A 16,207-nucleotide genomic window follows, 5' to 3' on the forward strand; every position below is an offset into this window, starting at 1 on the left:
GGTATAAACCCCATTTGTCATGCCTTTGCGACAGCGGACGCGCTGTCGCACCTTTTTTTGAGAGATTGCTACCTTGTTGTCTTTGAATACTGCTTACCGCACGCCCCTGCCTGGCACCGCCCTGGACTACTACGATGTCCGCTCCGCCGTGAATGACATTCAGGCCGGCGCCTACGAGTCCCTGCCCTATACCTCACGGGTATTGGCCGAGCAGCTGGTCCGTCGCTGTGATCCAGCGGCGCTGACCGACTCGCTCAAACAGTTGATCGAGCGTCGCCGGGATCTGGATTTCCCCTGGTATCCGGCCCGAGTGGTTTGTCACGATATTCTTGGCCAGACCGCACTGGTCGATCTGGCGGGCCTGCGCGATGCGATTGCCGAGCAAGGCGGCGACCCCGCCAAGGTGAATCCGGTGGTGCCCACCCAGTTGATTGTGGATCACTCCCTGGCCGTCGAAGCCCCCGGCTTTGATCCTGATGCCTTCGAAAAAAATCGCGCCATTGAAGACCGCCGCAACGAAGACCGTTTCCATTTTATCGAGTGGACCAAAACTGCCTTTGAAAACGTTGATGTAATCCCCGCCGGCAACGGCATCATGCACCAGATCAATCTGGAAAAAATGTCGCCTGTGATTCAAGCCCGCCCGGATGAAAACGGAAAGGGTGTCGCCTACCCCGATACCTGTGTCGGTACCGACAGCCATACGCCGCATGTGGATGCATTGGGCGTGATCGCCATTGGCGTGGGTGGCCTGGAAGCGGAAACCGTGATGCTGGGTCGCCCTTCGATGATGCGCCTGCCGGATATTATCGGCGTGGAGCTGACGGGCAAACGTCAGCCGGGCATTACCGCCACCGATATTGTCCTGGCGCTGACCGAATTTCTGCGTCAGCAAAAAGTGGTCTCAGCCTATCTGGAATTTTTTGGTGAAGGCGCTCGCGCACTCACCATTGGTGACCGCGCCACCATCTCCAATATGACCCCGGAATTTGGCGCCTCAGCGGCGATGTTTTATATAGACGAACAAACCATCGACTACCTGAGGCTGACCGGCCGCGATGCCGAGCAGGTCGCGCTGGTCGAAAATTACGCCAAGACCACCGGCCTGTGGGCCGATGATCTGGCGAATGCCGAGTACGAGCGTGTTTTAACCTTTGATCTTTCCAGCGTTGAACGCACAATGGCTGGCCCCTCCAACCCCCACCGCCGCCTGGCCACCCGCGATTTGAAAGCGCGCGGTATCGCCGTCAATCTGGAGCAGGCCCAGGCCGAAGAAGTCGATGGCAAACTGCCCGACGGCGCAGTGATTATTGCGGCGATTACCTCCTGCACCAACACCTCCAACCCGCGCAATGTGGTGGCCGCCGGTTTGCTAGCGAAAAAGGCCAACGAACGGGGTTTGCTACGCAAGCCCTGGGTGAAATCCTCTTTTGCACCGGGTTCTAAAGTGGCGCGCCTGTATCTGGAAGAATCCGGTCTGCTGCCGGAACTGGAGAAGCTGGGCTTTGGCATTGTTGCCTATGCCTGCACCACCTGTAATGGCATGAGCGGCGCATTGGACCCAATCATCCAGCAGGAAATTATCGACCGCGACCTGTACGCCACGGCGATGCTGTCGGGCAACCGCAATTTCGATGGCCGTATCCACCCCTATGCCAAACAGGCCTTTCTGGCGTCTCCGCCGCTCGTAGTCGCCTATGCCATTGCCGGTACCGTGCGCTTTGATATTGAAAAAGACGTGCTGGGCACGGATCAAAACGGCAAGGCCATTACCCTGAAAGACCTGTGGCCTTCAGACGAAGAAATCGACGCCATGGTCGCTGCGCACGTAAAGCCCGAGCAATTCAATCAGGTGTATATCCCGATGTTTGATCTGGATCGCGGCGAGCGTGCACCCAGCCCGCTTTACGACTGGCGCCCCCAGAGCACCTATATTCGTCGCCCGCCCTACTGGGAAGGCGCGCTGGCCACCGAATGCACGCTGAAAGGGATGCGCCCGCTGGCCGTGCTGGGCGATAACATCACCACCGATCACCTGTCGCCCTCCAATGCCATTCTGGCGTCCAGCGCAGCGGGTGAATACCTGGCAAAAATGGGCCTGCCGGAGGAAGACTTCAACTCCTATGCAACCCACCGGGGCGATCATCTGACCGCCCAGCGCGCCACCTTTGCCAACCCGAAATTGCTTAATGAAATGTGCCGGGATGGCAAGACCGACGAGGTAATTCAGGGCTCGCTGGCACGACTGGAACCCGAAGGCGAAATGATGCGCATGTGGGAGGCCATTGAAACCTATATGGAGCGCAAGCAACCGCTGATTATTGTGGCCGGTGCCGACTACGGCCAAGGTTCTTCCCGGGACTGGGCCGCCAAAGGCGTGCGACTGGCTGGGGTGGAGGCGATTGTTGCCGAAGGTTTTGAGCGTATTCACCGCACTAACCTGGTCGGCATGGGCGTGCTTCCGCTGGAATTCAAAGCAGGCGAAACCCGCAATACTTACCGCATTGACGGTACCGAAACCTTCGACGTGATCGGTGAGATTGCGCCCGGCGCCGAGCTGACCCTGATTATTTATCGCCGCAGCGGTGAACGTGTTAGCGTTCCTGTCACCTGCCGGCTGGATACCGCCGAGGAAGTCTCCGTGTACTCTGCCGGTGGTGTGCTGCAGCGTTTTGCCCAGGATTTCCTGGCCAGCAATCAAGCCGCCTGATCAGAGGGAACAGCATGAGTTTCGCGCAACAAATTCGCATCCCCGCCACCTATATGCGTGGCGGCACCTCCAAGGGCGTGTTCTTCCGTCTGGAAGACCTGCCCGAAAGCTGCCAGCGACCCGGCGCGGCGCGCGATCAGTTGTTTATGCGGGTGATCGGCAGCCCCGACCCTTATGCCGCCCATATCGACGGTATGGGTGGGGCGACCTCCAGCACCAGCAAGTGCGTGATCCTGTCGAAAAGCGACGAGCCCGATCACGATGTGAACTACCTTTACGGCCAGGTCGCCATCGACAAGGCCTTTGTCGACTGGAGCGGTAACTGCGGCAATCTCTCTACCGCTGCTGGTGCTTTTGCCATTCACGCCGGTTTGATTGATCCCTCACGAGTGCCGGAAAACGGCACCAGTGTGGTGCGCATCTGGCAGGCCAATATCAACAAAACCATTATCGCCCACGTGCCAGTGTGCAACGGCCAGGTGCAGGAAACCGGTGATTTTGAACTGGACGGCGTGACCTTCCCCGCGGCTGAAATCGAACTGGAATTTCTTGACCCGTCCGATGATGGGGAAAGCTCAATGTTTCCCACCGGCAACTTGGTGGATGAGCTCGAAGTTCCCGGCATTGGCACACTGCAGGCGACCCTGATCAGCGCCGGGATTCCGACCGTGTTCGTTAAAGCGGAAGAGATCGGCTACAGCGGCACCGAGCTGCGCGAGCAGATTAATAACGATGCGGCTGCGCTGGCACGACTGGAACAGATTCGTATTGCCGGTGCGCTGCGCATGGGCCTGATCAACACACCGGAAGAAGCTCAGCAGCGCCAGCACACACCCAAAGTGGCCTTTGTGGCTGGGCCTAAGGATTACGTAGCGTCCAGTGGAAACCACATCGCCGCCAAGGATATCGACCTGCTGGTGCGCGCCCTATCCATGGGCAAACTGCATCACGCCATGATGGGCACCTGCGCGGTGGCCATCGGCACGGCGGCGGCCATTCCCGGCACGCTGGTAAATAGGGCCGCCGGTGGTGGCGAGCGCCAGGCGGTCCGCTTTGGCCACCCCTCCGGCACCTTGCGAGTCGGCGCGGAAGCCCTACAGGAAAACGGCCAATGGCAGGCCCGGCGCGCCATCATGAGCCGCAGTGCGCGAATTTTGATGGAAGGCTGGGTGCGGGTGCCTGGGGATGCCTTTTAAGGAGTATTGGCCTCATCTTGACCATCGCCCCTCAGCACCAAATTCCCTCACCCTAACCCTCTCCCAGAGGAGAGGGAATTAACAGCTGGCTTCGTGGCCCCCTTTCCCTCTGGGAGAGGGAATTAACAGCCCGGCTTCATGGGCTCCCTCTCCCACTGGGAGAGGGCTGGGGTGAGGGTGGACCTTTTGGAAAGCTAAGCCCCCCTGCAAGTAAAGCAAGAAAATTTTTTAACACCACAAATTCAAACAGGAAAAGATCATGTCCACCGGAAAGCAACTCAGAGAATTAGCCAACGCCCGCCGCGGCGCACTGGTCCCCGGCGCCTTTAACGCCCTGTCCGCCAAGGTTATTGCCGACCTCGGGTTTGACGCCATCTACGTGACCGGCGCCGGTGTGACCAATATGCATATCGGCCTGCCGGATATGGGCTTTATGGGCTTGGCAGAAATTGCCGAGCAGACCGGCCGTATCCGCGATGCGGTGGAGCTGCCGATACTGGTGGACGCCGATACCGGTTTTGGCAATGCCGTGAATACCCGTCACACCGTCAGAACCCTGGAGCGCGCCGGTGCGGATTGCATCCAGTTGGAAGATCAGGTCAGCCCCAAGCGCTGCGGTCACTTTAACGGTAAAGCGGTGATCAGCGCCGATGAAATGGTGGGCAAAATCAAAGCTGCCGTAGATGCACGCCGCAGCGAAGATTTTCTGATCATGGCCCGCACCGATGCCCGCGCCATCGACGGCTTTGATGCCGCCGTCGAGCGCGCCCAGCGCTACGCCGAAGCCGGTGCCGACATTCTGTTTGTGGAAGCGCTGGAAACCGCCGACGAAGTGCGTCGCCTGCCGCGATTCCTGCGCGCACCGCTGCTGATGAATATGGTGATTGGCGGCAAGACACCCATCGCGACCACCGACGAATTGGCCGAGTACGGCTACGGCATGGTGCTTTACGCCAACGCCGCCCTGCAAAGTGCCGTCGCCGGTATGCAGCGCGCACTGACCGTGCTGCGCGACGAGCGCCACCTGACGGAAGACCCGGCACTGGTCGCACCGTTTAAAGAGCGCCAGCGTCTTGTCGGTAAAGATTTCATCGACGAACTGGAACAGCGCTACCGCGCCTGACCCGGCGCCAGCACACTTTACAAGGTGAAAAGAATGAACACGGTTGAATTTTCACTGAGCGAGTTCTGTCGACAGACGCGCCAGGCGATTCCGCTGCTGCAGTCAATGGATCTGCGCTTCACCGAATTCGGCGACCACCGCCTGCGGGTGGATATGCCGCTGGCACCCAATATCAACGACAAGCAAACCGGCTTTGGAGGCAGTATCGCCGCGCTGGCAACCGCCGCGGGCTGGGCGATAGTCTCGCTGATGTTGAAGTCCAGACCCCATCGCTATGACGTGATGGTGACAGAGAGTCACATGCGCTATCTCGCCCCCGCCACCTGTAATTTCTATGCCATTGCCAATGTCAGCGATTCCGCCATGGCAACGTTCAATCAGGTGTTGGACGAACAGCGCCAGGGGCGTATCACCCTGCAAGTCATGGTTGAACAAGACGGCAAACAGGTGGCCGTCTACACCGGCACCTACAAGGTGATTCAGCGCGTCTCCCAGTGACTCGGCTCGGGTTACGCTGCATAGGGGCAAGCGGCTTAGAGCCAAGTGTCTCAGAGTCAAACGGCTTAGGGTCAAACCGCAATGGCGCACCAGTGTCCTGTCCACAACTTAAAGGTAACCTTGTGGCACTTTCGAAAGCACAGTCCGCTTGCAAACATGAAGCCATTGCCTGCCCCCGTTGCGGTGCCTATTTCGCGTGCAAACCCGGGGCGATCACGATTTGCCATTGCGTCGATATCGCCTTGACCACTGCGCAACAAGAGTGGATCGCCGAGCGCTGGCAAGATTGCTTATGCAGTCAGTGCCTGCGGGACATTGCCGCCCGTCCCGTCAAAATCCGCTGATTTCTCCACACTACTCCCCCTGCTGATACTGCTTCGCCAACTCGATAAACGCTCGAAGGTAGTCGGCATCGCCATCATCTTGCCGAGTACCCAGGTAGATTTGCTTGGCAATACCACTGCGACCAAGGCGCACCGAAGTGATGTCCAGCTTGGTGGCATATTCCTCTGCCAACCAGCGCGGCAGTGCAGCCACGCCGCGACCGCTGGCGACCATTTGCAACATGATATCGGTGGTTTCACTGGTCTTGTGGCGTTTCGGGTTTACACCCGCCGGGTTGAGAAACTGGGTGTAAATATCCAAACGATCGCTTGGCACCGGGTAGGTAATCAGTACCTCATTGCGCAAATCTTCCGCCTTCAGAAAACGGCGCCGTGCCAGCGAGCTATCACCGGCGACAACCAATACCTGCTCATAGTCAAACACGGGCTGAAAATGGAGACCGGCTTTGTGAAAGGGGTCGGGGGTAACCAGCAAGTCGATGTCGTAACCGACCAGCGCGCCGACGCCACCAAACTGAAATTTCTGTTTAACGTCCACATCCACATCGGGCCACTGGGCTAGAAATGGCGACACCACTTTCAACAACCATTGATAACAGGGGTGGCATTCCATGCCAATGCGAAGAGTACCCCGCTCGCCCTGGGCCATTTGCTGGAGCAGAGTCTCGGCGTGATCCAACTGGGGCAGCACGCGATTGGCCACCCCCAGCAAGTATTCGCCGATCTGAGTAGGGCGCAGGCTGCGGCCCTCTCTGATCCAGATCTGGCTGCCGAGTTTATCTTCCAACTTGCGGATGGTGTGGCTTAACGCTGATTGGGTCAGGCAAAGGTGATCGGCCGCCGCCGTCAGTGAACCGCGCTGATCAACAGCCTGAATAACAGTGAGATGGATACGTTCGAGCATGGATCAGCGGCACCTATGCATGAATATAAATAATGGATTTCTGAAAATAAACCATTTTTATTCATTTGTTAAGTCCTCTACTCTGCCCCCTGCTCGCTGACCTTGCAGCCCTATTTTTCGGTAGTCTATTACTGATGACGCCTGCGCTAGCGCTCTGTTTAACACGATATACAGGAAACCGGACCACCATGAGTACGCCGTTTACCTTCAGCATTAAAACCCTGAACTTTGACGAGGACTATCACCCGTCTGACAACACCCGCATCACCACCAACTTTGCCAATCTGGCCCGGGGTGAGCATCGCCAGGAGAACCTGAAAAACACTCTGCAGATGATCAACAGCCGCTTTAATGCGCTGGCGCACTGGGACAACCCACAGGCAAATCGCTACGCCGTTGCGCTGAAAATCATTTCGGTGGACATCGATATTGAGGGCAAGGGTGACACCTTCCCCACCATAGAGATTCTGAAAACCAATATTTTCGATCACAAGACCCAGCAAGGTATTGAGGGCATTGTTGGCAACAACTTTTCTTCTTATGTAAGAGATTATGATTTCAGCGTGGTGTTGGCGGAACACAACAAGGATCGCCGCGAGTTCAGCCTGCCTGACAATTATGGCGAGCTGCACGGCAAGATATTCAAGGCCTTCTTGAACTCAAGCGCCTACAAGGACAACTTCAAAAAATCGCCGGTGATTTGCCTGAGCGTGTCCAGCAGCAAAATTTATCATCGCACCGAGAACAGCCACCCGGTACTGGGAGCTGAGTACCGGCAGGATGAATATTCATTAACCGACGAATACTTTGCAAAAATGGGTTTGCAGGTTCGCTATTTTATGCCCCCGGGCAGCGTCGCCCCGCTGGCTTTTTACTTTAGCGGCGACCTGCTGGGTGATTACAGCAACCTGGAACTGATCAGCACCGTTAGCACCATGGAAACCTTCCAGAAGATTTACCGGCCTGAAATTTACAATGCCAACGCGGCGGCGGGACAAACGTATCAGCCCAGCCTGACACATCAGGATTATTCGCTCACCCGCATTGTTTACGACAGAGAGGAGCGGAGTCAGCTCGCGGTAAAACAGGGAAAATTTACTGAAGAGCGGTTTATCAAGCCCTACAAACACCTTCTTGAACAATGGGCCGCCAGTGACGCCGCATAACAAATTAAGGTCAATACCAATGAAAGCATTACTCCCCACGTCAACCGCCGGTAGCCTGCCCAAGCCCGCTTGGCTGGCCGAGCCGGAAACGCTATGGTCACCCTGGAAGTTACAGGGCGAACAATTACGCGAGGGCAAGCAGGATGCCTTGCGATTGTCCTTACACGAACAACAACAGGCGGGCATTGATATCGTCAGTGATGGCGAACAAACCCGTCAGCATTTTGTCACCACCTTCATTGAGCACCTCAACGGTGTGGATTTTGAAAAGCGCGAAACCGTGAGAATTCGCGATCGCTACGACGCCAGTGTGCCGACGGTGGTGGGCGCCGTTTCCCGCCAACAACCGGTATTTGTTGAGGACGCCAAGTTCCTGCGCCAGCAGACCGACCAGGCCATAAAATGGGCCCTGCCCGGCCCCATGACCATGATTGATACGCTGTGCGACAAACACTACAAAAGCCGGGAAAAACTCGCCTGGGAGTTTGCCAAAATCCTCAACCAGGAAGCCAGGGAGCTGGAGGCCGCCGGGGTCGATATTATTCAATTCGACGAGCCTGCATTTAACGTATTTTTTGACGAGGTCAACGACTGGGGCATAGCCACCCTGGAGCGGGCCATCGAGGGGCTTAAATGCGAAACGGCAGTGCATATTTGCTACGGCTACGGCATTCAGGCCAATACCGACTGGAAAAAGACCCTGGGCGCGGAGTGGCGGCAATATGAAGAAACCTTTCCAAAGCTGCAACAATCCAATATCGATCTGATCTCACTGGAGTGCCATAACTCCCATGTTCCCATCGAGCTGCTTGAACTGATTCGCGGTAAAAAAGTGATGGTGGGCGCCATTGACGTGGCCAGCAACGCCATTGAGACGCCAGAAGCGGTCGCCAATACCCTGCGGGAGGCACTGAAGTATGTGGACGCCGACAAGCTCTACCCCTGCACCAACTGCGGTATGGCGCCCCTGTCCCTTCAGGTCGCCAACGGCAAGCTGAACGCCTTGAGCGCCGGCGCCGCCATCGTCCGGGCAGAGCTTACGCGCTGACCCGGTAATCCCTCCACTTGTTGCAAAATCCTATTATGTGCCCTGTTACCCCTATCGAAGCCCAGCACTTTCGCGACGCGCTGGGGCACTTTGCTTCCGGTATTACCGTCATCACATCCTGTGTTGACGGCCAGCCCGTTGGCTTCACCTGCCAGTCCTTCTACAGTGTGTCGGTCAGCCCGCCCCTGGTGTCATTCAGCGTTATGTCCAGCTCCCTGAGCTACCCCAAAATTCGGCGCGCCGGTCGCTTCGCGGTCAATATCCTGTCCGGCGAGCAAATCAGCACGTCCAATCAATTCGCGCGCAAGGGGGCGGACAAATGGCGGGGAATAGCCTGGCAAACCTCACCGATGGGCAATCCGGTGTTGGGCGGGAGTCTGCACTGGCTGGACTGCGAGATTCAGGCTGAACACCCGGCAGGCGATCACCTGATAGTTATTGGCGAGGTAAAAGCCATCACGCCGACAAGGGCATCAGCAACAGAGCCACTGCTGTATTTCAAAGGGCAGTACCGCCATCTGGCATTGCCCCAAGCAAGCTAGACCGTTTTCCTTAAAAGAAGCAGGAACACACTGGCCGGCACCCGCCTGGGACACCGTCACCTTGAAGGTTTCATCATTTTCACCAAATGCTATTAATTATCATTTGCACCAAGGCTGATTTGGGGGTAATTTAAGATCTGAATAAGAACCACTGGAGCCTCAGATGAGTTTGCATTTCAGCCTCGAATCAGAAACCCAGGGCAGACCACTGCGCGAACTGCAGTCGACCGACAATTTATTGGTGATTTGCATTCGACTCTGGGCACAGGAACACGGGCACTTCACGCGCACGCCGTCTGCCCCTGACTGGCGCAGCGGTTTCAAAGCGGTGGGTCTGACCCTTGATGCCGAGCGCAGCTTCCACGCCTTTCTCGGGTTGATATTTACGGCCTGCCGACCCGCTCCCAGCGTGAAGTATTATGCTTGCCCCATCGCTAGCCGCGGCGAATACTGGCTACTGGCCTGCGCAAGCTTGGCGCAACGCCAAAAGTGGACTCAACTGGATAGCTGCCTTGGCGACCGCCTTTCTCAGCAGCATCGCCATCTCGCCATTTCTCTGCTCAAAAACCTCAGCCATGCCATGCTGGACGCGGGCTTGCACCTGTCGCCGCCCCAAAATGCCGGAAGCGATGTGCCGCTCCACATCTATCGTAGCGCCAGCCTGGCCGCTGCGTCACAGACCCTACACTAAGCGCCAGATGCCCATGCCCTCCTACCAGCTGGTGTTACGCAGTAGCTTCGCAGGTACGGCAACCTACACCATCATTTTCTTTGCCGCAGAGTTGAGCCTGCGCCTGCCATTGGATAGCACCGAACAATGTCTGACGGTATTCCACATCGGCGCGGCGACCTCGCTGGTGGCGTTATTGTGGTCAATAGCGCCACGTCATTCATTCTTGTTTTGCGGCAGTCTATTTATTTTATCCGCCACCCTGCCCACCTGGTTGATGGTGCTGTGTCGTTAAACAAATAGGATCTTCGCTTCGCCCCTTCTCAGGCGGGTCAGCCAAGACTAATTCGGCCATCGTGGCAGTGTGGCACGAGCAGCTATGTCTCCGAGGGTTTCCACAACAACACGGAAATGATCTCGCGGCGAGCGTATGGTTTTAAAAACTGCGCGCTATAGCAAGAAGGCGCCCCACCCTGGTTGCAGAATAGCGACGGAAGTTGCGTAGAATTTAGGAAGAAAGCAGGAGTTTAGGAAAATAAAAAAGGGCTGTATCGCTACAGCCCTTTAAATATGGCGCGCTCGGGAGGATTCGAACCCCGCCTGGTTCGTAGACAAAATTTCCGTACCCACGTTAACATACCTCAAACAACCAAGCCATCCGTTAAAATCTATAAAAACCTATATTTTCAAAAGGTTATTTACATTTTAATGTCGTTTTAAATACTTCTAATCGTACCCTTATAGATATAAATCTCGAAATTATCGACTTATTAAGTGTCACGTTTTACTATCCTGAAGGACCTCTTGGGATCGTCTTATCGTGCTTATCAGTCAAAAGGTGCTCGACCTCGATCTGACAAAATGCAGGACGGCCAGTCATGGACTAGCCGTCGCGAGCACCATTGAACACCTGCTTGAGGATTCCGCCCCCCTCCGCTCCTGGCTGAACTCTCAGGACATCGAGGATCTCTTCGAGGCTGCCAGCCGAATCAGGACATCGGCATCACCCGCGCTAAAAACACGCCGTGGAACCCACCCACTGGCAAACTTTAAGACGCTTTCCCCAATCTATGCCTCGCTGGCAAATGATGAACGGCTCGACTACGAGAACAATGCATCAGCCCCACTACTCGACCTGGCCAGATATGTCACTCTGCTGTCTTTATTCAGGTCCGAGTTGTCCGCTACCACCTTGGTAGGTACCTGTAATTTTGTGCACCAACTGCCGGCCCAGTCGGTAGCTCGCACCCAACTGCAGTCGTACCGGCCTCAGAGCCTGGATGCCGCGAGTATCAATGCCTGCGTGGATCGTTTGCGGGGGGATATTGCGCAGAAGAGGGTTAGCGGGCCCCGCGTAGATGAATGGCTGGTTATCCTGGAGAGCCTGCTCCAGATCGTCCATGGGACCAGTCGACGTCCCCGGGGCGCGCAAACCGGAAAGGGATCGCAGACAAAACCCACAGGAACCTCAAGGCAGTCTACCGAGAAGCGCTACCGAGCCGCGGTCGCATTACGAGGTACGCCGCCCGGGCTGGAAAACGACGAACCTCCGCCAGCCCACATCCGCTTTACACATTTAGCGAAGTCGCCGGACGACGACTCTGAAGCACTTGAACCTGAGCTGATCCTCTACGACGAGGCAGCTGCCACAGATTCAGAGAATCAGGCCAGAACATTCAATCAGCATAGTCACCATATCCGACTAAACCGCGCTTTCGCTGGCATGAGTTCTGAGGCATTTACCGACCCGCAGGCCCGGCAGGCCCGGCAGGCCATGAAGTGTCTTCTTGCACTTCCTGCGCTCACGCCAGAACGGGAAGCGGCCAAATTGTTGTGGATTCTGACGGCACTATACGGCCGACCATTCGATGAACTCGCACCGGCGCTCATCGGAGGTAGCGACAATGAGGTCGCATCGGCTCCCAATGGGGGAATCATTTCGATAGAGCGTCAGGGCGATGCCGTAGTCGTGACGATAAAGCACATTATCGCCAGCAGCCTACCCGCGGCACCGCTCCATCAACTCGCATCCCCCGTGCAAACCCAATTTCAGCTGCGCTGCCAACTGCCAGACGATGTGTCGCTAGAGGACGGTTGGGCATTTTTGGCCTCTGCCGATGACGCCAACATTGACGCCAAGATCGACCAGCTACTTGCGGCAAAAGACCAAATCAGAAGCGCTCTGCGCGATGCCGTTGAGCGATTCACCGAAACCCGACTGAGAGGCAGCGTCCTTCAGGCAGTCTTCATGCAGGAGTACGATCTACCCCTTACACAGCTTCTCTTTTCCGAGCGAGTGCAAGGCAGTCTAGCCGCGCTGCATTACATCAGCTTCTCTGATGAAAATCTCCACACCCGATGGCACCGAGCAATACAGACGCTTTACGGGGAGGTAATGCCCGCGCCATCCATTGATCGCATCTCAACTCGCGTCGGTGCCCCCAAGTCGGGTATCCGGCCAGCAGTTTTCGACAATGCGATTGCAGAGATGAACCGCCTGCAAAAATCCCTGCGGCGACTCTCACCCAGCAATGTAGCCGAACACCTGGGGCGACGTGCACAACTGGCCTGTACCGCTCTCGGCCTCGGCGCGGCGCACCGCTTTACTTTTGAACTGGGGCAGTTGCGCTCCCACGATCTCTGCCTGACCTATGGCTTGGTCATTTTCAGGGACAAACCCAGCGACAGCGCCGTATATCGCCGCCTTGCGGTGATTCCCAGTTTTGCCCTGGCATACCTTTTCCAGTATCTCTCCTACCTCAGCGAGGTGGTCTCGGGCGTTATCCACGCCCCCTCTCGTATAAAGAAGGATGCCAAGTCTGCGCTAAATGGTGCAAGGCCTCTGTTCTTCCAAGTCGACGGGGATGAAATCTGCGATATCGATCCCGCCCAATGGCTGCGCTCGTATCTCCCCTCCGGCATTGATATCAACCAAATGCGGCACCTGCAAAGTACCCTGCTCCGGGAGCTGAGCGCACCGCCCTTGCTCGTTGAAGCGCATCTCGGCCACGGCTTTCAAGGGATTGTCTTTGGGGACTACGGCCTGGTTAGCCCCAAAGAGCTTGCCACGACACTTCGGCCTTATCTCAATCAATTTTTTGAAGATTTGGCCATCCAAGCGCCCAAATCTGTTAAAGCCCCACCCCACCTGTGGGTCTCCAGCAAAAAACTCAAAGCGCTGGAAGAGGCAGAACAAGAGTCAGACACCAAACTTCTGCTTGGCCAAATCCAAGAGGAAATAAAAGGGGGACTACTGCGGTCACGCCGAGAGTTGATCACCGAGGTTTTCGCTCAACATATTCCCGGATATTCGCCGGCAAGATTACCGCAGGGGACGATTGTCACTGAGAACACGGCGCTGGCTATCCGTGACACGCTTATTGCCAGAACCGCCGATAATCTACTGACAAGCTACCGAGTTTGCCGGGAAGCCAGGATCCGGCTCAAATCCCATCGCTCTGACCCCGGATGTAAGATTGCATTGCCGGCAGCAACAGCCTGGGATGTCCGGCCGCCGCTGTCTATTACTCGCGCCAATATGGTGGCCGCCGGACAACTCACGGCGCTAGAACAGTCTCTGCTTGACTACATTGCACGAGGCGAGCCGGTGGATCGCTACCTGATTGCCCGTTGTGCGCTCATGATTTGGGGGACCTGTCACAGCTTCAAAAAAACTGAGACATGGCTCGCGGCCCTCGCAGCTACACCGCTGATCAAGGGTGCAGACTTTCAGGTGATAGAGATCGAGGGACAGGCGCGTACTTTGGCTGGGCCAGCGCTACTATGCTGCCTGGCCTGGCTTCGGCTGGGCGGAGAAGCCTCCAATTCAGAGCCCAGCAGGATATTTGGCGCAGCAATCTCCGTGGCAACCTTGGAGGCCACAGTCGCTTACGCGCGACGCATCACACTGCCACCGCTCTATGCCGACATCATCAACATGGCCCGCCCTCACGCGGAGCTTTCCAGAAGACGATTACTCGATCTAGTCTACAACCGGCCAGCCGACCGGTCAGTAGATCCAATCCTGGCAGACCGACCGCCACGGGAATTCCTCTCTCGCCCGTCGGCGCAGCCCAAACGCCAAACTGCCCAGTTCAAACGACTTCGCTCCTTCATACCTAAAGACGAAGAAAGCCGCGCGCCTGCTCGAGAGCAGCTGATTGACCACATCAGCACCTGGCGGAGAAACACCGAGGATTTATCCGAGGTAACCTACCTCCTCGCCCATTGGGCTGAAATTATGCTTGGACCACATGCGAACAAGCATACCGGCAAAACACTCAAGCGAAATACCGTCAGGGATTATCTATTTGAGGCATGGTCAGCTTTAAGCGTTTCTTGCGAGAACGGATGCATTCTTGACTACGAAAGCGATGAGCTCACGGGCCTTCTCGAAGCTGCACTTCCCGGAAACCGCAAAACGGCAGACAGCCATGCCAAAGCGATTAATCGCCTCTTTTATGAGATGGGGCAGCACTATGACCTGCCAAGTATTTCATTGAAGACAACTGGCAAAGATTCATGGGCAGGCATCGACGCGGGCGTGATCACCGAGACTGAGTACACCCTCATTGATTCCATACTCTCTGCCTGGACGGAGTCTGGTCAGCTCCACGCGCATATTGGTGCAGGGATCGGCCAAATGAGAGTTGCCATGCAGCTGATGCGTGAAAAAGGCGCGCGAATATCAGAGGTGACTCGCTTACGCGACAGCGATCTCGCTCAATACGGTGACACTCAGGTTGTCCTTTTTCGACCCCATGCAGACCGGTCAATCAAAACCGCAGCTGGCATACGAACGCTAGTGCTGAAAGAGAAAATCAGCCTGCCCCCCAACCCCAAACGGCGCGAGCATCTTTTTGATTACCTTCAGAGCGGGGAAAACGAACGGTTGCTACTCGCAGGCTTATACAGCGCCATCAAATTTGCAACCCACGACCAGAACGGGGTCCCGCATCGATTTCGGCATTCATCGCCTTCAGAGGCATTATTGGCGCTTCCTCCTGAGACTGAAGTGATAGAGAGAATCCGTCAGCTAACATACACGTCGGCCACCCTAGGCCACGCCAATGTGGGCGTCACATTTCAGTACTATATTCACACTGCCCACTTCCATATCGCTAGGATGATCTCGGCAGCGACCGCGCCTCTAGACAACACCGTAATGGCCGCCCTCTTTAATGAAACGCCTGGCTATCTCCGGAAGCGACAACAGCGTGTGCGGGAGGGATCCTCCATCGCCACTCAGTACGCATATGGCCTGCAAAGAGAGGACATCCATGCCCAAGCTGAGACGCCCTCAATACCAGAGCCACCAAAACTATTGTCAGGTAGACTAAGTTTAAACGCGGGGAAATCAATAAAAACGACCACCTCGTGGCTCACCGCCTGTTCCAGAGGCGTCGATCCATTTGACGCCGCAGCGGGATTACCACTAACGCTTTCTGACTTACAAAAACTCGCGGAGGCACTGACAGACACACAGTATTCTCTAGGTTGGCAATTAATTGATCCGAACCGTCTCCACAAAATAAATCCTCAGTACCTCCAGGATAAATCTGCTTTTCAGGAAACCTCCGCACTTCACCGGTATATTCCACCAGGTTGGCTTGATCAGCAGATTGCGAGCATCCGCACTGAGCAAACTGACATCCCGAGGATGCTGCTCCGGCACCTTGGGGGATTACGTCTCCGCGCCCGCCAGCACGTGGTAATACGCTGCTCCGCCTCCGAACAACCCCGTCTCATTCAAGAATTTTCAAATATTGGATTTAAGATGAAGATGACTGGAGACAAAAAAGGCATCAAATTACTGCCCGACACTCAGGCACCTGAGGAAAAACTCGACCGAAACTTGGCGAGATTTGTCGTCCTGGCGGTCCTGACCCACGATCGATTTAGCCAAAATTCGGCCGCCTAGACTGAAAAAAAATCAAAAATAGCCGTTGAGATGCGCCATTTACCCCATCTCACTGACATTTGATACACAAAAATGTGTGCAAGACT

At 56.0% G+C, this 16,207-nt stretch carries 12 protein-coding genes; 11 read left to right on the forward strand and 1 reads right to left on the reverse strand.

The genetic code is table 11. The annotated features are described in order from the left end of the window. Nucleotides 1–73 precede the first annotated feature (73 nt). The 5 genes from acnD (at nucleotide 74) to NCG89_RS02890 (ending at nucleotide 5,871) form a co-directional block, all read left to right on the forward strand. On the forward strand, nucleotides 74–2,710 hold the full coding sequence (acnD, locus tag NCG89_RS02870; RefSeq protein ID WP_251088269.1) for a Fe/S-dependent 2-methylisocitrate dehydratase AcnD: 2,637 nt from the start codon (nucleotides 74–76) through the stop codon (nucleotides 2,708–2,710). Nucleotides 2,711–2,724: 14 nt separating this feature from the next. Further along, nucleotides 2,725–3,906 carry a 2-methylaconitate cis-trans isomerase PrpF gene (gene prpF / locus NCG89_RS02875; RefSeq protein WP_251088270.1) on the forward strand — a complete coding sequence of 394 codons (1,182 nt, stop codon included), beginning with the start codon at nucleotides 2,725–2,727 and terminating at the stop codon, nucleotides 3,904–3,906. A 259-nt stretch (nucleotides 3,907–4,165) separates the two neighbouring features. Next, entirely contained in the window at nucleotides 4,166–5,029 is an 864-nt protein-coding gene (locus NCG89_RS02880) for an isocitrate lyase/PEP mutase family protein (protein WP_251088271.1), read from the forward strand. A gap of 33 nt (nucleotides 5,030–5,062) precedes the next feature. Beyond that, complete coding sequence (locus tag NCG89_RS02885) at nucleotides 5,063–5,527, forward strand: YiiD C-terminal domain-containing protein (protein ID WP_251088272.1); 465 nt, start codon at nucleotides 5,063–5,065, stop codon at nucleotides 5,525–5,527. A gap of 122 nt (nucleotides 5,528–5,649) precedes the next feature. After that, the gene (locus NCG89_RS02890) at nucleotides 5,650–5,871 is read left to right on the forward strand and encodes a cysteine-rich CWC family protein (RefSeq protein WP_251088273.1); all 222 of its coding nucleotides are present in this window, start codon (nucleotides 5,650–5,652) and stop codon (nucleotides 5,869–5,871) included. Between the two features lie 10 nt (nucleotides 5,872–5,881). Here NCG89_RS02890 and NCG89_RS02895 read toward each other — a convergent pair whose 3' ends face one another. After that, the gene (locus NCG89_RS02895) at nucleotides 5,882–6,775 is read right to left on the reverse strand and encodes a LysR family transcriptional regulator (protein ID WP_251088274.1); all 894 of its coding nucleotides are present in this window, start codon (nucleotides 6,773–6,775) and stop codon (nucleotides 5,882–5,884) included. A gap of 188 nt (nucleotides 6,776–6,963) precedes the next feature. On the opposite strand from NCG89_RS02895, the gene NCG89_RS02900 reads away from it, so the two are divergent. From NCG89_RS02900 to NCG89_RS02925, 6 genes are all read left to right on the forward strand, one after another. Next, the gene (locus tag NCG89_RS02900) at nucleotides 6,964–7,941 is read left to right on the forward strand and encodes a DUF1852 domain-containing protein (protein WP_251088275.1); all 978 of its coding nucleotides are present in this window, start codon (nucleotides 6,964–6,966) and stop codon (nucleotides 7,939–7,941) included. Nucleotides 7,942–7,960: 19 nt separating this feature from the next. Beyond that, on the forward strand, nucleotides 7,961–8,989 hold the full coding sequence (locus NCG89_RS02905) for a methionine synthase (RefSeq protein ID WP_251088276.1): 1,029 nt from the start codon (nucleotides 7,961–7,963) through the stop codon (nucleotides 8,987–8,989). Nucleotides 8,990–9,024: 35 nt separating this feature from the next. Further along, nucleotides 9,025–9,531, forward strand: a complete 507-nt coding sequence (locus NCG89_RS02910; protein ID WP_251088277.1) for a flavin reductase family protein — start codon at nucleotides 9,025–9,027, stop codon at nucleotides 9,529–9,531. Nucleotides 9,532–9,694: 163 nt separating this feature from the next. After that, a complete protein-coding gene (locus NCG89_RS02915) occupies nucleotides 9,695–10,222 on the forward strand; it encodes a hypothetical protein (protein ID WP_251088278.1) in 528 nt (175 codons plus the stop codon). Between the two features lie 13 nt (nucleotides 10,223–10,235). Then, nucleotides 10,236–10,496 carry a hypothetical protein gene (locus NCG89_RS02920; protein WP_251088279.1) on the forward strand — a complete coding sequence of 87 codons (261 nt, stop codon included), beginning with the start codon at nucleotides 10,236–10,238 and terminating at the stop codon, nucleotides 10,494–10,496. 525 nt (nucleotides 10,497–11,021) lie between these two features. Further along, a complete protein-coding gene (locus NCG89_RS02925) occupies nucleotides 11,022–16,121 on the forward strand; it encodes a site-specific integrase (protein WP_251088280.1) in 5,100 nt (1,699 codons plus the stop codon). Nucleotides 16,122–16,207 lie beyond the last annotated feature (86 nt).

The organism is Spongiibacter taiwanensis (assembly GCF_023702635.1).
GTDB lineage: Bacteria > Pseudomonadota > Gammaproteobacteria > Pseudomonadales > Spongiibacteraceae > Spongiibacter > Spongiibacter taiwanensis.